The 18559-nt window shown below is 46.7% G+C and carries 18 protein-coding genes and 1 pseudogene; 8 read left to right on the forward strand and 11 right to left on the reverse strand.

What is annotated here, in order from left to right:
* Window positions 1-908: M23 family metallopeptidase (locus DKW60_RS22940; protein WP_146203564.1), on the reverse strand; the 908-nt coding region annotated here is incomplete at its 3' end.
* A gap of 310 nt (window positions 909-1218) precedes the next feature.
* On the opposite strand from DKW60_RS22940, the gene DKW60_RS22945 reads away from it, so the two are divergent.
* Entirely contained in the window at window positions 1219-1644 is a 426-nt protein-coding gene (locus DKW60_RS22945; protein ID WP_109839978.1) for a T6SS immunity protein Tdi1 domain-containing protein, read from the forward strand.
* A gap of 168 nt (window positions 1645-1812) precedes the next feature.
* Here DKW60_RS22945 and DKW60_RS22950 read toward each other — a convergent pair whose 3' ends face one another.
* From DKW60_RS22950 to icmF, 3 genes are all read right to left on the reverse strand, one after another.
* The gene (locus DKW60_RS22950) at window positions 1813-2598 is read right to left on the reverse strand and encodes an enoyl-CoA hydratase-related protein (protein WP_109839979.1); all 786 of its coding nucleotides are present in this window, start codon (window positions 2596-2598) and stop codon (window positions 1813-1815) included.
* 104 nt (window positions 2599-2702) lie between these two features.
* Entirely contained in the window at window positions 2703-3557 is an 855-nt protein-coding gene (locus DKW60_RS22955; protein WP_109839980.1) for a 3-hydroxybutyryl-CoA dehydrogenase, read from the reverse strand.
* 119 nt (window positions 3558-3676) lie between these two features.
* Window positions 3677-6937 carry a fused isobutyryl-CoA mutase/GTPase IcmF gene (gene icmF, locus DKW60_RS22960; RefSeq protein WP_109839981.1) on the reverse strand — a complete coding sequence of 1087 codons (3261 nt, stop codon included), beginning with the start codon at window positions 6935-6937 and terminating at the stop codon, window positions 3677-3679.
* 208 nt (window positions 6938-7145) lie between these two features.
* Here icmF and DKW60_RS22965 point away from each other — a divergent pair, with 208 nt between their 5' ends.
* Complete coding sequence (locus tag DKW60_RS22965; protein WP_109839982.1) at window positions 7146-8474, forward strand: patatin-like phospholipase family protein; 1329 nt, start codon at window positions 7146-7148, stop codon at window positions 8472-8474.
* Between the two features lie 17 nt (window positions 8475-8491).
* On the opposite strand, the gene DKW60_RS24425 is transcribed toward DKW60_RS22965, so the two are convergent.
* The 4 genes from DKW60_RS24425 to DKW60_RS22980 form a co-directional block, all read right to left on the reverse strand.
* Window positions 8492-8785 carry an SDR family NAD(P)-dependent oxidoreductase gene (locus DKW60_RS24425; protein WP_245929771.1) on the reverse strand — a complete coding sequence of 98 codons (294 nt, stop codon included), beginning with the start codon at window positions 8783-8785 and terminating at the stop codon, window positions 8492-8494.
* Entirely contained in the window at window positions 8775-9011 is a 237-nt protein-coding gene (locus DKW60_RS24430; protein ID WP_245929772.1) for an SDR family NAD(P)-dependent oxidoreductase, read from the reverse strand. The genes DKW60_RS24425 and DKW60_RS24430 overlap by 11 nt, the downstream gene beginning before the upstream one ends.
* A 137-nt stretch (window positions 9012-9148) precedes the next feature.
* A complete protein-coding gene (locus DKW60_RS22975) occupies window positions 9149-9862 on the reverse strand; it encodes a FadR/GntR family transcriptional regulator (protein ID WP_109839983.1) in 714 nt (237 codons plus the stop codon).
* A gap of 161 nt (window positions 9863-10023) precedes the next feature.
* Window positions 10024-10461 (reverse strand): hypothetical protein, encoded by a 438-nt coding sequence (locus DKW60_RS22980; RefSeq protein ID WP_109839984.1) that lies wholly within the window; start codon window positions 10459-10461, stop codon window positions 10024-10026.
* Between the two features lie 57 nt (window positions 10462-10518).
* Here DKW60_RS22980 and DKW60_RS22985 point away from each other — a divergent pair.
* The 4 genes and pseudogenes from DKW60_RS22985 to DKW60_RS22995 form a co-directional block, all read left to right on the forward strand.
* Window positions 10519-10764, forward strand: a pseudogene (locus tag DKW60_RS22985) (glucuronate isomerase); the annotation flags it as partial.
* A 38-nt stretch (window positions 10765-10802) separates the two neighbouring features.
* The gene (locus tag DKW60_RS24185; RefSeq protein WP_219988898.1) at window positions 10803-11204 is read left to right on the forward strand and encodes a mannitol dehydrogenase Rossmann domain-containing protein; all 402 of its coding nucleotides are present in this window, start codon (window positions 10803-10805) and stop codon (window positions 11202-11204) included.
* Window positions 11205-11235: 31 nt separating this feature from the next.
* The gene (locus DKW60_RS22990; RefSeq protein WP_425451374.1) at window positions 11236-11952 is read left to right on the forward strand and encodes a mannitol dehydrogenase family protein; all 717 of its coding nucleotides are present in this window, start codon (window positions 11236-11238) and stop codon (window positions 11950-11952) included.
* Window positions 11953-12015: 63 nt separating this feature from the next.
* Window positions 12016-12432 (forward strand): SRPBCC family protein, encoded by a 417-nt coding sequence (locus DKW60_RS22995; protein ID WP_109839985.1) that lies wholly within the window; start codon window positions 12016-12018, stop codon window positions 12430-12432.
* Window positions 12433-12494: 62 nt separating this feature from the next.
* On the opposite strand, the gene rsgA is transcribed toward DKW60_RS22995, so the two are convergent.
* Window positions 12495-13550, reverse strand: coding sequence for a ribosome small subunit-dependent GTPase A (gene rsgA, locus DKW60_RS23000; RefSeq protein ID WP_109839986.1), 1056 nt, complete (start codon window positions 13548-13550; stop codon window positions 12495-12497).
* 493 nt (window positions 13551-14043) lie between these two features.
* Here rsgA and DKW60_RS23010 point away from each other — a divergent pair, with 493 nt between their 5' ends.
* The gene (locus tag DKW60_RS23010) at window positions 14044-14628 is read left to right on the forward strand and encodes a pyridoxamine 5'-phosphate oxidase family protein (protein WP_109839988.1); all 585 of its coding nucleotides are present in this window, start codon (window positions 14044-14046) and stop codon (window positions 14626-14628) included.
* Window positions 14629-14676: 48 nt separating this feature from the next.
* Here the strand turns inward: DKW60_RS23010 and DKW60_RS23015 are convergent, their stop codons facing one another.
* Window positions 14677-15480, reverse strand: coding sequence for a TIGR00266 family protein (locus DKW60_RS23015; RefSeq protein ID WP_109839989.1), 804 nt, complete (start codon window positions 15478-15480; stop codon window positions 14677-14679).
* A gap of 337 nt (window positions 15481-15817) precedes the next feature.
* Here DKW60_RS23015 and DKW60_RS23020 point away from each other — a divergent pair, with 337 nt between their 5' ends.
* A complete protein-coding gene (locus DKW60_RS23020) occupies window positions 15818-17350 on the forward strand; it encodes a UxaA family hydrolase (RefSeq protein WP_109839990.1) in 1533 nt (510 codons plus the stop codon).
* 174 nt (window positions 17351-17524) lie between these two features.
* Here the strand turns inward: DKW60_RS23020 and DKW60_RS23025 are convergent.
* Window positions 17525-18559 (reverse strand): PD-(D/E)XK nuclease family protein (locus tag DKW60_RS23025; protein WP_146203563.1); only part of this gene is annotated, 1035 nt, incomplete at its 5' end.

Consider the following 18559-nt stretch of genomic DNA (forward strand, 5'->3'; position numbering starts at 1 on the left):
GCTGCTTGAGCTTCGGCTGCTTCTTCCATCAGTAGTGAACTATAAACCTCCTCTAAAGTAAGCATAACGTCATCATCAGGTGCTTTTTCCGCAATCATTGCTTCGTTATTTTCTTTCTTATGGGGTTTATTTTTACATGGAACCGGGTAAGTTAAGCCAGAAGCAGAGTATTTTTTACCCTCCTCAAAGCAAGTAATTCTCCCTTTACCGTCCTCCCAATAATCATGGGGATTGGGTGAATTAAAGCCATCCATAACAAAATTTGCCCACCCCCAGCCAAGAATTGGTACTTTTCGTGGATTATAAGACAGCTGAAAATGCAAGTGATGAAAACCAGCTCCACAGGATGTGTAAATATCATTGCCCATCTCAGCAATTTTTTGGCCACGCTTAACTTTATCCCCTACTTTGACAGCAAAATTTTTCATATGCCCGTATAAAGCATACAAGCGACGACCATTTTTATCTCTTCCATGCCTAATAAGCATCGTAGGCCCCCAGCACTTATCTACCTTTGCACGAATAACCCTGCCATCTGCTGCTGCAATAATAGGGCTACCTATTTCTTCAAAGATATCTATACCGCGATGCTTTCCACCTCGTCCTAAGCCATTTGACCCTACAGTACTAAGATAGTCAGAAATTATAACAGGAGCATTGGCAGGAACTTTAACCTCAGTCTTATGAAACTTACGAGATATACCACCCCAAGCATGAATTCTTCCATAAAACCCATCCTCTCTAAGCTCCTCAATTGGCGAATATTTTGCGAGCACAACACTGCCTAACAAAGTGAATAGTAAAACCACTTTGGATATCAAATTAATGAAAGGTTTGTGTGTACGGAAAGCCATCAGAGTTTTATATATTGTTATTATTTGCTTCTTGAACCAGTGTCCCCAACTCATAGTCACACACGCTCATCTAGTTTTTATATTACACTCGACGGACGGTATATTATGAAATTAACATAGGGCTTCGTTCTTCTTCAAACACACTCGATTATTTTTTTGCATAGAGTACTTTTCAACTAATCTACATCAATGAATATTGGATTCATATTCATACAAAGCTACCAACATAGGTCACCCAGACCTGTCCAACCAAAACTACCTGAAAGTAAAAACCTGAAGACAGTAGTCAAGACATGTACTAACTAAGCATATAATCCGCATAAAATTCAGCACTAGCAGCTTTGCAACTAGCTAAGGAAACACAATGGACATTCTTCAGACAGTAAAAAACTCATGGGGCTGGACAGGCATCATCCCAGTCGAGATCGTCACCGAAAACGATTTCGCCAACCTCATCCTTAAAGATAAGAACGATAAATTTTGGCGCTTGTGCCCCGAGGATGTGTATTGCGAGGTTGTCGCTGATTCCATTGAAGCTTACAACACACTTATTACCAACCAGGAGTTTGTGAATGACTGGTTTATGGACCCGATCGTTGCTGAAGCCAAAGCCGCGTTGGGTGAGCCTGACGAAGGACACAAATATAGCCTGATCGTTTCCGGCATTTTGGACGGCGACTACACGGCCGACAATATGAAAATTGCACCGATTGAGGAGATTATTCGCACATCTGGTGAGCTGGGTAAAAAAGTAAAAGGCTTGCCGAACGGCGCTAAAGTCGAACTTTAGACCAGACAATTTCAAAGTCAGACTTTATTATTCCATGGTCTGGAGCGCCGCCAGCAGTGATCCAGATCAGTCAGTCAGTCAGTCAGTCAGTCAGTCAGTCAAGCTGACAGAAAATTCAGCTTGAGCGCAAGTATTCGGCGACAGGAGTTCAACCGAATACTTACACCGCTACTTTCCAGAAAACTCCGCCGTCCGCTTCTCAACAAACGCCCCCATGCCTTCACTCTGATCATCCGTTGAAAACGCCAATCCAAACGCCTGACTTTCCATAACACAGGCCACATCCAGCTCCATATCCTGACCACGCTGAACCAACTGTTTAGTCATTCGAACAGCCTGCGGGCCCTTAGCAGCAATAGTTGTAGCCAGTTTTAATGCTTCATCCATCAGCGTTTCTGCAGAATAAACATGATTCGCCAACCCCCAGCGCTCCGCCTGTTCAGCCTTAATATTATTACCCGTCACCAACAACTCCATCGCTCTGGCGCGACCAATTAGTCGCGTTAAACGCTGTGATCCACCAAAACCCGGCGTGACACCAAGATTCACTTCCGGTTGACCAAATAAAGCATTTTCAGAGGCAATGATCCAATCGCAACTCATGGCTAATTCACAACCGCCACCTAAGCAAAAACCATTCACCGCAGCAATCACTGGCACATCCAGCAACTCCAGAGCACGAAACGCGCGCATGCCTTTTTCACTGAAACGCTGCGCTTCGATGCCTTTGAAATTCTGCATTTCTTTGATATCAGCACCAGCGACAAATGCCTTATCACCCGCACCGGTCAGAATAACCGCACGTGCTTCAGGATCTGCGGCTACCACCTGAGAAGCACTGTGAATATCCTCCAAAGTAGCCGCGTTTAAGGCGTTATAACTCTTCGGGCGATTCACTGTCAGCAGGTAAACACCCTGCTCCACAACTTCTAATAATATATTCTCAAAGCTCATAATGAGTCCTTCTTAATCCAGTGGTATATAACCAAAATCCCTGCCCTCTTGATCAATAGAGCAAGGTTCGAATCATTGCTCAACGCATCCGAATGATAACGAGACTAAGCGCTATAGTCATAGAAACCACGACCCGTTTTACGCCCTAAATACCCCGCATCCACCATCTTGCGTAATAACGGACAAGGACGATATTTGCTATCCCCCATGCCATCATGCAGCACTTCCATAATCGACAAACAGGTGTCCAAACCAATCAAATCCGCCAGCGTAAGCGGCCCCATTGGATGCGCCATTCCCAACTTCATGATCTCATCAATCGCTTCCGCCGTCGCCACACCTTCATATAAAGTGAAAATCGCCTCATTGATCATCGGCATCAAAATGCGGTTCGAAACAAATCCGGGACTATCGTTAACCTCAACCGGCACCTTGCCAATTTGCTTCGATAACTCATGAATCGTCTCGCACACCTCATCACTGGTTTGCAAAGCACGAATCACCTCCACCAACTTCATTAGAGGCACCGGATTCATAAAGTGCATACCAATCACCTTATCCGGACGCTGAGTCTCTCGTGCAATCCGCGTCATTGAAATCGATGATGTATTCGATGCCAGAATCGTCTCCGGCTGACACACCTGATCCAACTGCTGAAAAATCTTCGCTTTAATATCAAGGTTCTCACTAGCTGCCTCAACCACCAAATCAACATCCGCCAACGCGGTTAAATCAGTCGTTGTCGTGATATTACCCAGCGTCGATTGCTTATCCGCATCCGTGATTTTTTCTTTCTTCAGCAAACGATCAAGACTACCTGAAATCGTCGCCACACCACGCTGCAACGACTCATCCGCGATATCCTGCATCACCACCTGAAAACCAGACGCTGCAAACACCTGAGCGATGCCATTACCCATTGTCCCAGCGCCGATCACGCCGACTGTTTTAATTTCCATACTTGCCTAAACCTATAAACCTTAATCAACGAATTTCTGTATTCACTCAGCCTCAAACACACCACATGAATACAAGCAGAAATAATGAACATGAACTCAAGCTGCGGTGCCAAACCAAACTACATGTTGCGACGATACTGCCCACCAACATTAAACAACTCATCCGAAATCTGCCCAAGCGAGCAATGACGCACCGCCTCGACCAACTCCTCAAAAATATTCTCATTATTGATCGCCGCATTACGCACTCGCTCCAATGCCGCATCAGCATCCCCTTGATGCTCACTCTGGAATTCCTTCAAACGATGAATCTGGCTTTGCTTTTCCTCATCCGTCGAACGCGCCAACTCAATATCAAAAGTCTCAGGCCCATTCGGATTAAGGAAAGTATTCACCCCAATAATCGGCAAACTACCATCATGCTTTTTGTGCTCGTAGTACATCGACTCGTCCTGAATCTTGCCGCGCTGATAACCGGTTTCCATCGCACCCAACACGCCACCGCGCTCAGAGATACGCTCAAACTCAAACAGCACTGCCTCTTCCACCAACTCCGTCAGCTCTTCAATAATGAACGCACCCTGCAGCGGGTTCTCATTTTTGGTTAAGCCCCACTCATTATTGATGATCAATTGGATGGCCAAGGCACGACGTACTGAGTTTTCCGTCGGCGTCGTAATCGCCTCATCAAAGGCATTGGTGTGCAGACTGTTACAGTTATCATAAATCGCAATCAGCGCCTGCAAGGTAGTACGGATATCATTGAAATCCATCTCCTGCGCGTGTAATGAACGGCCCGATGTTTGAATATGATATTTCAACTTTTGACTGCGTGAGTTCGCACCATATTTTTCGCGCATGGCAACCGCCCAAATGCGCCGCGCCACCCGACCCATCACCGAATATTCAGGGTCCATACCGTTACTGAAGAAGAAGGATAAGTTCGGTGCGAAATCATCAATATTCATGCCCCTTGCCAGATAGGTCTCCACATAGGTGAAACCATTGGACAAGGTAAAGGCCAATTGTGAAATCGGGTTCGCGCCCGCCTCTGCGATATGGTAACCAGAAATCGACACCGAGTAGAAATTCCGCACTTCTTGATCCACAAAATACTGCTGGATATCACCCATCATCTTCAGCGCAAATTCGGTTGAGAAGATACAGGTATTCTGCCCCTGATCTTCTTTGAGAATATCTGCCTGCACCGTTCCACGCACATTTTTCAGTGCATAAGCACGAATCTCCGCATACTCCTCATCATGAGGATTACGGCCATTTTCTGCTTTGAATTTATCAACCTGTTGGTCAATCGCTGTGTTTAAAAACATCGCAAGAATCATCGGTGCAGGGCCATTAATGGTCATGGACACCGAAGTCGTCGGATCACATAAATCGAAGCCGTCATACAGCACTTTCATATCATCCAGCGTCGCCACCGACACACCGGAATTACCAACTTTTCCATAAATATCCGGGCGAACCGCAGGGTCACGACCATACAGCGTTACGGAGTCAAACGCGGTAGAAAGACGCTTCGCTGCGGAATGCTCGGATAATTTCTTGAAGCGGCGATTGGTGCGGAAAGAATCTCCTTCCCCTGCAAACATTCGGGTTGGATCTTCACCCTCGCGCTTAAACGGAAACACGCCGGCTGTGTAAGGAAAAGTGCCGGGTAAACTCTCCAACATCAGCCATTTCAGCAACTCACCGTGATCTTCGTATTTTGGCAATGAAACCTTCGGTACGGTATTGCCAGACATGGTTTTATACGTCAGAGCGGTACGTATTTCTTTATCGCGGATTTTCACCACGTATTCGTCACCACTGTAGCTTTCACGAATGGCTGGCCAGCTATCCAGCAACTTCTTAGACTCCAGATTTAAGGCATCATGACGCGCTTCAATCAGGCTATCCAGATTGCTAATTTCATCACCCGCATCCGCCAGCATTTGCTTACTGGCACTGAGTTGTTGACGCTCCCGTGCAATCGTCGCCTGCTTAGCAACCTCTTGCTTATACCCACGCACAGTCTCTGCAATTTCTGCCAAATAACGCGCACGATCCGCAGGAATAATCACGGAATTACCGGTAGATTTGCGAATAGCCGACGCAGGCAATGCGTCTTCCTGAACTTCCATTCCCTTATCGGCCAGCTGAGCCAATAACTCCTTGTACAACGCCGTTACACCATCATCATTAAAACGCGCGGCAATGGTTCCAAATACCGGCATCGCTTCCGGCGCTTCCATGAAGGCCTCACGGTTACGCTGCATTTGTTTGCAGACATCGCGATATGCATCTTCCGCACCTTTACGGTCAAACTTGTTAATCGCAACCGCATCCGCGAAGTCCAGCATATCGATTTTCTCAAGCTGACTTTGTGCACCAAACTCAGGCGTCATGACATACAAAGAGGTATCTACCAGCGGCACAATTGCCGCATCCCCCTGCCCGATTCCCGGTGTTTCAACAATAATGAAATCAAAGCCGCACAGCTTACAGGTGTTGACGACTTCACCAATCACTTCCGGAATTTCACCGACAGACTCACGCGTCGCAATGGAACGCATATAGATATTTTCATGCTGATTGGCATTCATACGAATACGATCACCCAGCAATGCGCCACCGGTTTTACGACGGGTCGGATCGACTGCAATAATGGCTATTTTTAACTGATCTTGTTGCCCCAGACGGAAACGACGAATCAGCTCATCGGTCAGGGAAGACTTACCCGAGCCACCTGTTCCGGTGATTCCCAGCACAGGTACTGCATGTATCTGATCAGCACTGGCATCCGCAATCTGTTGTCTTAAATCATCACTAATGGTGTCATTTTCCATTGCAGTGATAATGCGAGACAAAGCCCGTAAGTCACCCGCTAATAGAGGATCAATACTGTCAGGTGCGTATTCACCAGGATCAAAATCACTCTTATCGATCATGTCCTGAATCATGCCTTGCAGACCCATTTTTTGACCGTCTTCCGGTGAGTACAACTTAGTCACACCATACTCGTGCAACTCCTCAATCTCCGCCGGAATAATCACACCGCCACCGCCACCGAAAATACGGATATGCTCGCCACCCTTTTCCTTGAGCATATCCACCATGTATTTCAGGTATTCGACGTGTCCGCCCTGATAAGAGCTAATCGCAATGGCGTGCGCATCTTCCTGAATGGCAGCATCCACAATTTCCGCAACTGATCGGTTATGACCGAGATGAATCACTTCTGCACCGCTGGATTGCAGGATACGTCGCATAATATTGATCGCGGCATCATGGCCATCAAATAAACTGGCCGCAGTAACAAAGCGAATTTTGCGACTGCTTTGCGTGTTGCTAAGGCTCTGTTTCGTATCTGGTTTGCTCATGATGCAATCCTCCTCTGGCGGTACGATGGGATAATCAACTAAGATTATATTACGTTTACGTAAGCGTCAACTTATCAACCTTAGTTTTACCTGATAGTTACAATCTAGATTTAATCGCGAGGTATTGCAATCAGAAAGCTCAGTAATTAAACTCGATTTGTTCTATAAACACAGTAACGAATGACGACCACTGAATTAGGATCACACCATGCATTATTTTCTTGTAGGCGCATTAACCATACTCCTCACCGGCTGCACAACCTTTGGTGTGATTGAGAATCGTGCGATAGACAAGACGGCTGCCGCTGATGGTTACTCAATCACTAAGTTCTTTAAAGGTCGCGAGACAGATACCTCAATCATGTTAGCGTTCTCCGGCGGTGGCACGCGCGCTGCAGCGTTGTCTTACGGCGTATTAAAAGCACTCAGAGATACCCCCATCACATCAGGCAACAGGTCGATCCGCTTGTTGGATGAGGTCGCCAATATCAGCTCAGTATCCGGCGGGAGCTTCACCGCTGCTTACTACGGATTACATGGGGATCGTACCTTTGACAATTTTGAGTCCGCTTTTTTACGTCGCAATATCCAGGGTGGTTTAAAGAAAACACTGCTCAATCCACGCAACTGGCTGGATAAGCGCGGCCATACCGAGTTAGCCATTGACCTTTACCAACAACAAGTCTTCAAGGGCGCAACCTTTGCCGACATGTTACGCCCGGACGCACCACTCATTATGATCAACGCGTCCGACTTAAGCCGTGGCGTGCGCTTCTCTTTTGTACAAGAATATTTTGATCTGCTTTGCTCAGACCTTCGCAGCTTTCCGGTGGCACGCGCGGTGGCAGCATCTTCAGCTGTTCCTGTGGTGTTTGATCCTGTGGTCATTCAGAACCATGGCAACTGTGATGCAGAGTTACCACCTTGGTTAAAAGACGCCATCACGCGCTCACAAGACCAGTCTCAATTGCGTCTAACCATTAGCGGCCTCGACAGTTACAGCGATAAAAAGGGTCGCAAATATGCACATTTCGTAGACGGTGGCATCACTGATAACTTAGGTCTACGCGCCATTTATGATGTACTGGAATTAGGTGGTGGAGCCAAAAATATGGCGGAGACACTGAAGCTTAAACCCGTTAAGCATTTTGTAATTATTTCGGTCGATGCATCCACTACGCCACAAAACCGCATGGACCAAACGCGCCGTCATCCAACCCTCATCGATGCAGCCAACGCCATGAGTGACGTGCAACTTCAGCGTTACAATGTTGCGACCATTGACGCGATGAAAAAGAGCATGGCGAGCTGGGCAAAACAACTCTCTACACCGCAACAAAAAGTTAAGCCTTATTTTATTCGACTTAACTTTAAAGATGTTAAAAACGCAGACACGAGAAATAAGCTAAATGAGATCCCAACCAGCTTTAACCTGAGCAATGAACAAGTGGATTTATTGATTAAAACGGGTAGTGACTTATTAAACTCGAACGCGGAATTCAAACGACTGCTAAAGGATATTCGCACCGACCAATAATATCCGATACGTCGGGGCTACCAGGGAATGGTAGTCCCATCAATATCCGTAAACCTTCCACTATCCTCATCAGTCATTGACGCGATATTGTTGCGCAAGGCATTAGCAGACTCTTGTACGGATAAGTCACCATTTGGCCCACCCATATCTGTCCGCACCCAACCGGGGTGTAATATGGCTACTTTCATGCCTCGCTCTGCCAGATTTTTTGCAGCGCTGACACTCACCGCATTCAGAGCCGCTTTACTGGAGCGGTAGATGTAGCTTCCACCAGAACCATTGTCCTGCATGCTACCCATTTTACTGCTCATATTCGCTATTGTTTTCAGCCGCCAAAGCCTGCCGTTGTTCCGCGTTGCTGGTATCTAATGCGTGAACCGTCACTAAGCCACCAGAAGCTGCTGCAATAGACGTTAACTCCGGCGCTTTGGCTGGCTCTCGACAGCAAGCATAGACACGCCAGCCATCATTAGCATACTGACGAGTAAGCTCAAGACCGAGGCCGCGGTTGGTACCAGAAATTAAGATAGTGGACATATCAGAAACTCTTCTAAATTTTTTCCAACATCATACCAAGCGTCCCCTTAACACGCGCAAAAATCTGTATGTATGGAAAAAAGCCAAAGAATTCATAATGCTTCGGGAACACCAGGGAAAAACATACTGGGTCAGACTTAAATATCTCGCTGATGATTCATCAAACGAGTACGGGCACTCTGAATATGATAGCGCATCGCCAAGTCGGCTGCCGTGACATCACCCAGTGAAATGGCATCGTAAATTGTGCGATGCTCTTCCTGCACTTTTCTCATGCGCTGCTTCGAGCCAGCTTTAGTGATATTCAGCGCAACCCGCATGCCGGAACGCATCGCCGTGTGAAGTGTGCCCAAAATCGACACATAAAATTCATTACCCGTAGCATTAGCAATTGCCATATGAAAGTCGAAGTCTGCTTTATCAGCAATTTCCCCTTTCTCCATCGCCTCTTCCATAGCAACCAAGGTTTTTCGAATCGTCTCGACTTCTTCTTCCGTCGCTCGCTGTGCTGCCAGTGCCGCCGCGGCACCTTCAAGTGGTAATCGCGCCTCAAAACAACGCAACAGACCTGAAATATCAGAGGGGGATGTAAACTTAATCAGACTTTCCGGTGGACGCGCTTTGACAAACGAGCCTGCACCCTGACGGGAGTAAACCAACCCATCGGCTTGCAAGCGCAATAAAGCCTCCCGAATAACAGGACGTGATACATTAAACGCACGTGAAATTTCATTTTCCGAAGGTAATTTGTAACCCTCTTTCAGCTCACCGGAAACAATTTTTTCTAACAATTGACCGTAAAGCTGATCGGAAAGTTTTTCACGTTTACTAATTTGAAAGTCTAAGTCCATTTCATTACCCAGTTACGTTAGATGGCAGATTCCCAACACCTTTCAAATTTAATTCCCTCTCCATTGAAACATGTCACTCAATATTAGCCCCTCAGGCCACCATCCTGACTGAAGCGCAATACGATTAGCACAAGCATACTAGCGATAAACTCATCAATGAGCTAGCCGGTCTGGCGCTCATGAATCATTAGCTGCTCGATTGCCAACGCTATCCAACCGCTAATCAGCATGTCAAACCACTGCTCAACACCGCTGCAGGCGACCACAATATTACCGTATACGAAGGAGCCATAGAATGGTAAATCCCCTTCGCGCAGTGATGACGGATGACGTGTCTGCACCACTATGTTTGCCTGCGCATCGCGCCAAGCCTGTTCCGCCTTATTTCTCGCAAAGTCATCAAACGGATGCTCCCAGTGGCCCGAAGTACAAATAGACTCCTGATACAAAATGGCATCCTCAAACTCGCATTCCCATGGCTTGAGACGAGGGTCTACAATGACGATGTGTAGCTCTTTTCGGTTCGTTTGTTCGAACAATACATCAATAGACGGCTTAACCAATGCCACCGCCTGTTTAGCTAATGCTTCGTGCTTCATTTATCAAACCCCTTGTTGTTTTAAGCTATGAATGATTAGCAAACGTGGTTCCATGATAGTAATGAAGGCATGAAACGATTCCGCGAAGCAACGACTGAGACCTGCGGCTTTTACAATACGGTGGGATTTAATGACGACACCCGCGCCTTCTGCTCTATTCCGGCACGGCACGATGTCGCCAGACGATCCGACTGTGCGTATTTAGCCAATTTGGTTGCAACCGGTCGCCTCGGCTTAAACGATGCACACACGATCGCTTATGACCTGACATACCGCCTCGCCAAACAAGCATACAAACTTTAATCACGCCTCTCTCACCTAAGTACTTATGGAGTACCAGATTGTCTAACTACCCACTTTTGAAAAAAAGCACTGACCATCGCACAGGAACCGGCATCGTTCATATCGGCCCCGGTGCTTTCTTTCGCGCGTTTAATGCGGTTTATACCGCAGACGTAGCCGACACCATGGATCATCATTGGGGAATTCGTGGTGTTAGTCTGCGTAATCCTGACATTCGGGATAAGCTCGAACCTCAGGACTATGCTTATACCTCAGTCACCTTAACCTCAGACGGTGCGCAATATCAGGTGATTGATTCTATTGAGGATATTCTGGTCGCACCAGAAGATCCCGAGAAGGTGTTAGCCGCTATGGCGAACCAAGCCACGCACATTGTGAGTCTGACCATTACCGAAAAAGGCTACTGCCACGACAGACGCAGATGTCGCCTCCGTATCTGAGGCAACAGGCTATCTGGACAATGGCTGCGTCATGCATGAACCCTTTCGCCAATGGGTCATAGAAGATGATTTTCTGAATGGTGAACGGCCTGACTGGAACCTTGCCGGTGCCCAGTTCGTGCGGGATGTCGCGTCCTTTGAAACCATGAAATTACGCTGCCTCAACGGCACGCATTCATCACTGGCCTACCTTGGCTATTTAGCCGGTCACGAAACCATCTCTGAAACCGTTGCCAACCCTGTTTTTGAGCAGCTAATCGACCACTTGTGGCTGAAAGAAATCGTGCCTACCGTTCCACAACCGGAGGGTGAGGACTTAGTTGCTTACTGTGCAGCTTTAAAGGAGCGCTATCAGAATCCGTCGATTCGTCACCGGACTTGGCAAATCGCTATGGACGGCTCACAAAAACTACCTCAACGAATCTTGGGTACCGTCAATGACAACTTAGCTGCGGGTCGCGAGATTACGGGGCTGGCACTGGTGGTAGCTGGCTGGATGCGTTATGTAAGTGGCGTCGATGAGAAAAATGAAGCCATTGATGTTAGAGACCCATTAGCTGATAAATTACGGGCAGCGTCTGACTCTGCTGATACACCAACTGACAAGGTTGATGCGTTACTGGCGATGAGTGAAGTGTTTGATCCTGAATTGTCGGCAAAGGCTGAGTTTAGAGAGCCGGTTACTGCTGCTTATTTGTTGTTGGTTGAGCAAGGCGCGACAGGTACAATTGCGAGTGTGCTAAGTTAACAGGGATAGCGTCGCATAAATCACGACGTCAAACCCTACAAATACCGACTTACGAGGTGCACTATGAAATTTGAACAATCAATTTCCATTAACAGCAATCCCGCCGCGATATATACGGTTTACCAAAATGTTTCTGACTGGCCAATCTGGGATCCTGAGACGGAGGCTGCCGCTTTGGATGGTGAGTTCGCCGTTGGCTCAGAGGGAAAGGTCAAACCAAAAGGCGCACCCGTTTCTAAAATTACACTCACCGAGGTAACTCCAGATAAATCCTTCACCGTGGAGTGTAATTTGCCGCTGTGCAAGATGCTATTTATTCATGAACTGAATGAGACTGGTGAGGGAACTGATGTTGTCAATCAAGTGGTATTCACAGGCTTACTTGCGCCAGTCTTTGGCCGGCTGATAGGAAAAGGAATTAATAAAAGTATCCCTGATTCTCTCAAAGGCCTGAAGGGATACGTGGAGTCACAAGGCTAGTTAGCCTGTGATCCACGAATATACCCCTGAAAAATAGCGCAGCGCCAAGTGGCATTAAAAACTTAATGTCCCTTACGCGACTGCTTGCCTCTTACGACATTGTTAACGGTTTTACTGAACTGCTTCTCACGCTTGCGGGACTCTGCAACCGACTCAGAATTGTGCAGATCCTCCCGCTGCAATTTACGCCAGCGTTTCAGTCTCTCAGCATCTAATTCACCATTGGCGATAGCGTGCTGCACAGCACAACCCGGTTCATTCTCATGCTGACAGTCCGCGTATCGGCACTGACTAGCTACTTGAATAATTTCGTCAAATACCGCAGTAATTCCATCTGCATTATCATGCAGTCTCAATGCCCGCATTCCGGGAGTATCAATCACCCAGCCACCACCACTGATGGGACGCATCGAACGATAGGTTGTTGTGTGCCTGCCTTTGGCATCATCCTCACGAATGCCTTGTGTGGCGGATGATTCGCCGGTCAAGCTATTCATCAAGGTAGTCTTACCCACGCCCGATGAGCCAACCAAAGCAATCGTTTGACCGGAGCCACACCACGGCGCTAGCTTATCGCTGACATCTTCATCGGTGGCGTTTAATGGCACTACAATCAAGTTATGCATTAAGGCCTCGGCCCTACGCTGCAATTCTTCGACCTGATCAGACAAGTCTGCCTTAGTGAGCAAGATAACTGCATCGACTCCCGCCTCTTTTGATAACGCCAGATAACGCTCCAAACGCGCTTCATTAAAGTCTGCATTGCACGATGTGACGATGAACAGTGTGTCCACGTTATTGGCGATGAATTGGATAGCAGAGTTGGTGCCTGCAGCCCGGCGAGTCATTGAGCTTTTTGGTGTGAGCAGGCGCTTCACTCGGTGAGTTTCATCAGTCAACACCCAATCGCCAACGGCAAAGTCACCGGATGATGTGGATGGATCCAGGCTGAGTTCAGCAAAGCCAGCTTCGCCCAAAGCATTTAGTTTATTGCGGTGTACTTCGATTACCCTCATGGGGCTGAGATTTTCAAGCTCATCAAGACTGAGCTGTGACAGAAAATAAGAGGAAAATCCTAGTTCAGATTGAGTGTAAGTTGAAGGGATTTTGTTTGTCATTGTAAAGATCCATAAGCATAAATAACCGGTGCGTCAGTTAGTGAACCAACACGGAATAGGTCAGGCAGATCTTTTTGCACAATCTAGCGGGAGGCCAGAGAGGATTTGAAATGTTAAGCTAGAGCTGCCCGATGAGCGAATAGAACAATCATGAATAACTCCCTGTCTTTGAGGTGAGCAATCATAGTAACGAATGCTCCAAACTATTACAAATCCAACAGGAAACAATATGATCCAAATCATCGCCCTACTCTATGCGTCAGAAAATGGACTAGAAGGATTGAGAGCCTTCGAGTCAACAATCATTCCTATTTTACGAGAGCATGGAGGTCACCTCATTAGCGCATCAACGAATAATGCGCGAACTCCTGATGATCCCGATGAAATTCATGTTACGGATAGTTTTCATGAGTATTGAGTTTCATCAAGCTACCCTAACATCTGCTGAAGTTTATGCGGAAAGCTGAGCACTAAATAATTATTAAGAGGCCATATGCTAAACGGAAATGAGCTGTTTAAATCACTACACGCTGAGGCGGTTAATCTCGGCGACCCTTGCGCCAACTTCATCACATTCACGACCGTAGATGCAGCTGGTAAACCACACTCAAGAACACTAACCGTTAGATCAGTGAAAGACTCACAAATCGTGGTTGGGGTGAATAGCGACAGCCCAAAAATGCATGAATTAAAGAGCAACCACAAATGGGAGCTGTCAGGGTTTTGGCCAGTGCGTATGGTCCAGTTCAGGATTAGAGGCTCTGTTGTCAGTAGTAGACCGGACTCTTTACGTGAGGGCTGGAAAAAGAAAAACACACATAGCCGTCTGGCGGATATCTACCAAGCTGAAGTTCGAGAGCAAAGCTCAATACTCGAAAATAGAGCGCAATTGTTGTCCGAGATTTCTACGCTGGCGGAAACGGCTAACTTAGATGCAATACCAGAATCACTGATTGCACTGGAGTTTAGCCCAAACTTTTATGAGATTTGGATCGGATCAGAAGTAGACCGTTTACCCGATAGAACCGTTCACAGGCTCATCGATGGAAACTGGAAAACTGAAGTTCTGGTGCCTTGAGTCATGCACTCAATCGACACTCAAGGACTCTATCGATATTCAGGTGATTCAACGATCACCAAACAAATCACCTAATCCACCGATCACTGAACCTTCCCCTTTGCTTCCACCCGTGAAACCACTTGCCTGAATGACGCGATTAGCCAAGCGCGAGAACGGTAAACTCTGTAAATAAACAATACCGGGGCCACGCAAAGTCGCTAAAAACAACCCTTCACCACCAAACACCATCGATTTCAAATTACCCGCACGCTCGATGTCATAATCTACTCCGCTGGTGAAAGCAGCGAGACAACCCGTATCAACCCTCAACACTTCACCGGCTTTGAGTTCACGTTTGATAACGGTGCCACCGATATGCACAAACGCTTTACCATCCCCTCGTAACCGTTGCAAAATAAATCCTTCGCCACCAAAAAAGCCAGTACCCAACTTCTTCTGGAATGCGATATCCAGTGACGTTCCAAATGCGGCACATAAGAAGGCATCTTTTTGGCAGATCAATTCGCCGCCTAATGCTTTCATATCAATAGGAATTATCTTTCCCGGATAAGGCGCAGCAAATGCGACCCGCTTTTTACCTACCCCTTCATTGGTGAAGTGAGTCATAAAAATCGACTCTCCGGTAAGCACACGTTTGCCAACATTAAACAGGGTATCCATCATGCCGCCGCTGGGCTTTGAACCATCCCCCATTTTGGTTTCAAATTGAATGCCATCTTCCATGTAATTCATCGCCCCTGCTTCGGCGATTACCGTTTCGGCAGGGTCTAGCTCGACTTCGACGATCTGCATATCATCACCGAAGATTTCGTAGTCAACTTCATGGCTTTGCTGTGTAGAATTTTGCATAGTCTGTCTCCTAAAAAGGCACTTTTATAGTCTGTCTCCAATTGTCATAACTATAGTCCAAGTAAACCGCCTTTTTGCCAGTAACAGGAGCGTGCCATCTATTGGAGTGAGTAAAACACGTGGCACACCGCTTCCCACCTTGTCCACTAATCACACCTAAGGTATTGTCTAGACTCCCCTCTTCCAACAGGAATCAGCTATGGAATCACCCGCCGGTGAATATCCAATACAGCAAGCTGAGGGCTCGGTGGTTATTTCCAAAGTGTGGGAATATGTTCACAGCAGCGATAAGTCATAAGCAAACTTTAATAACGACATTTCAAACGAGACTAGAACGATGGCTAAATCACTCCTTCTAAACCCAGCGGACAATGTTGCCATTCTTACCGAAATGGCACTCGGTGGAACCGATCCTTTAGCGCTTGGTACACCGCTGGCCAACATTGTTCCGGCAGGCCATAAAGTCTCACGTACCGATATGAAAACGGGTGATGCCATCCGTAAGTTTGGTCAAATCATTGGCTATGCCACTCAGGATATTCCAGCAGGTACTCACGTTCACTCACACAATTGTGAGTTCGGTGCTCACGAGCGTGACTACAAGGTTGGTGCTGATTTAGAGCATGCACGAGCCACTATACCTAAACTGGAAGATCGCACTTTCATGGGTTATCAGCGCCCCGATGGTCGAGTCGGTACACGCAATATGATCGCCCTATGTGCCACCGTAAATTGCTCAGCCACTGTGATACAACGAGCAGCTGACACACTGATGCGTAGTGGTGTGCTTGATGATTACCCCAATATCGACGGTATCGCTGCATTCTCTCACGGCACGGGTTGTGGCATGCCTGACAACGGCCCAGGCTGGGATAACCTGCAACGGGTACTCTGGGGATATGCCACTCACCCCAACGTGGGCGCGGCAATGTTTGTCGGTCTTGGCTGCGAAACCATGCAAATCGACAGGATGCGGGAGATGTTCGGGAGTGACGGAAGCGACGGTTCCGAGCGCTTTCATGGTCTGACGATTCAGGCAAGTGGCGGCACAAGTGCAACAGTCGATAATATCGTTCAACAAGTCCACGAGCTACTGCCACAAGTGAATAAGGCAAAGCGCCAACCTTGTCCTGCTTCAGCTCTAACAGTCGCCTTGCAGTGCGGTGGCTCCGATGGCTTTTCAGGCATCTCAGCAAATCCTTCATTGGGCGCTACTGCAAACCAAATCGTTGGCTTGGGCGGCACGGTTATTCTGTCAGAAACACCCGAGATTTACGGCGCGGAACAACTGTTATTACAACGGGCTGTGAGTGATGAAGTCGCACAAAAGTTATTAGACAAAATCAGCTGGTGGGAACACTACACATCCATCAATAACGCCTCCATGGACAACAACCCATCACCCGGCAATAAAGCCGGTGGACTGACCACTATTCTTGAAAAATCACTGGGTGCCGCCGCTAAAGCAGGCTCTACCCCTCTAATGGATGTGGTTGCTTACGCCGAGCGAGTCACGAGCAAAGGCTTTGTGTTTATGGACTCACCAGGCTACGATCCAGTATCGGTGACAGGGCAAATTGCCAGTGGTGCACAGATCGTAATGTTCACCACCGGACGCGGCTCAGCCTTTGGATCAAAACCCGCACCAACCCTAAAGCTAGCGACTAACGACACATTATTTCAGGCGATGCCGGATGACATGGACATCAATTGTGGCGATGTGATTAGCCATGACGTAGCGATTGCGGACAAAGCCGATGAGATTGTGAATATGATTCTGGAAACAGCATCTGGCAAGCCTAGTAAAAGTGAAATATTAGGGCTTGGGGATCATGAGTTTTGCCCTTGGCAGATTGGGGTGGTGATGTGATCGTTAGTCATAACGCGCATTGATTTACGCGATTTATTGCATCGCATTTTTGTATGAGCCGGGCAAATTTTCGCGGATTATTTGTATTGCGATGATTGTCATGGGGATAGTGGGGTTGAAGTTGTTTTCTTGATGATCTACCGAAACTCTATCAATAGAGCTTATCTCTCATCATTACCTCCAATCGAGCAATCCATTGACTTGAGTGATTTCTTTTAGTTTATGAAACTTTGTAATATGATCTTCAATCCATTTTTTGATGTCAGTGAACTGACTACTACTTTCCAAAAAAGCTAGCAGGTTAGTCTCGTACCAAATACTCGTGCCTGAATCATATTCTTTTATCAAGGCATCAGAACAATGCGCATTGTGCGCAGTTGGAAGTTCAAGGTGTTGCTTGTTTTCTTTGTTACACCAAATGCCGACAACAATTGAAGGGTGTAAGTCTTCTTTCAGTTCAAATGAAATTAATATTTCTGAATAGCCTTTTCCTGTTAAGATTTTTTCTTTCCAAATAGCATACCTGCTATGCCTTTGAATCTGCTTTAATGATGCAAAGTCTCTTGTATAGGGCGCGCCGAATGTTTCACTCAACTTAGGTGAAACAAGCTGTAGACACTCTTCCATCTTCTGGATAGTCCCATAAATGTTTTGCATAGAAAGGATATCTTGTATATCAAAGTCATCTATGTTGCTCAACTTCTCTTGCTCCATGAAGTTTATAAATAAATCGGATATTTGACTCTCAGTGTTGTTGGCAAGGTAGTCATGGATTTCCGCCCATCTGCATTGGATGAATAGACCCCCAGAGTTTTTTTCGTATATCTCTTTATTCTTCTTTTCTACATACTTAGTACAATAAACGAGATAGGAGTGCTTGGTTAGTGTCCCCAAAATTAGGCTGTATTTTTCGAGCTGACCAGTGCCTTCTGTGGAACCAACCTTATTTTCGATGAAGATAATTGTATCCTCATTTTCAAATACCATATCAATAATTGAATTATGCTTTGGATAACTAACCTGAGTCTTAGCTGTGAATCTCTTGCCATCGATAGCTAAAAAATTATTGATGTAGTCATCCAGAAGTTCTTGATCTGAACTCAGCACTCCTGCAAATATCTCTGTTATGAAATCTTCAACTGGGACTCTGACAAGATTGCTTCTGTAAAGTCTTAACAGTTTGGAGAAGTAAGCGATCAAACCACCCCG

This window comes from Leucothrix pacifica (assembly GCF_003172875.1).
Classification (GTDB): Bacteria; Pseudomonadota; Gammaproteobacteria; order Thiotrichales; family Thiotrichaceae; genus Leucothrix; species Leucothrix pacifica.

What these genes read in the sequence shown, in the direction of transcription:
- DKW60_RS23015 (WP_109839989.1), bottom strand. Translation starts at nt 15,480, where the DNA reads ATGCAAAATTCTACACAGCAAAGCCATGAAGTTGACTACGAAATCTTC.
- DKW60_RS24430 (WP_245929772.1), bottom strand. Translation starts at nt 9,011, where the DNA reads ATGTCCACTATCTTAATTTCTGGTACCAACCGCGGCCTCGGTCTTGAG.
- rsgA (WP_109839986.1), bottom strand. Translation starts at nt 13,550, where the DNA reads ATGACAAACAAAATCCCTTCAACTTACACTCAATCTGAACTAGGATTT.
- DKW60_RS22965 (WP_109839982.1), top strand. Translation starts at nt 7,146, where the DNA reads ATGCATTATTTTCTTGTAGGCGCATTAACCATACTCCTCACCGGCTGC.
- DKW60_RS23010 (WP_109839988.1), top strand. Translation starts at nt 14,044, where the DNA reads ATGCTAAACGGAAATGAGCTGTTTAAATCACTACACGCTGAGGCGGTT.
- DKW60_RS22975 (WP_109839983.1), bottom strand. Translation starts at nt 9,862, where the DNA reads ATGGACTTAGACTTTCAAATTAGTAAACGTGAAAAACTTTCCGATCAG.
- DKW60_RS22990 (WP_425451374.1), top strand. Translation starts at nt 11,236, where the DNA reads ATGCATGAACCCTTTCGCCAATGGGTCATAGAAGATGATTTTCTGAAT.
- DKW60_RS22945 (WP_109839978.1), top strand. Translation starts at nt 1,219, where the DNA reads ATGGACATTCTTCAGACAGTAAAAAACTCATGGGGCTGGACAGGCATC.
- DKW60_RS22955 (WP_109839980.1), bottom strand. Translation starts at nt 3,557, where the DNA reads ATGGAAATTAAAACAGTCGGCGTGATCGGCGCTGGGACAATGGGTAAT.
- DKW60_RS24425 (WP_245929771.1), bottom strand. Translation starts at nt 8,785, where the DNA reads ATGAGCAGTAAAATGGGTAGCATGCAGGACAATGGTTCTGGTGGAAGC.
- DKW60_RS22950 (WP_109839979.1), bottom strand. Translation starts at nt 2,598, where the DNA reads ATGAGCTTTGAGAATATATTATTAGAAGTTGTGGAGCAGGGTGTTTAC.
- icmF (WP_109839981.1), bottom strand. Translation starts at nt 6,937, where the DNA reads ATGAGCAAACCAGATACGAAACAGAGCCTTAGCAACACGCAAAGCAGT.
- DKW60_RS22995 (WP_109839985.1), top strand. Translation starts at nt 12,016, where the DNA reads ATGAAATTTGAACAATCAATTTCCATTAACAGCAATCCCGCCGCGATA.
- DKW60_RS23020 (WP_109839990.1), top strand. Translation starts at nt 15,818, where the DNA reads ATGGCTAAATCACTCCTTCTAAACCCAGCGGACAATGTTGCCATTCTT.
- DKW60_RS22980 (WP_109839984.1), bottom strand. Translation starts at nt 10,461, where the DNA reads ATGAAGCACGAAGCATTAGCTAAACAGGCGGTGGCATTGGTTAAGCCG.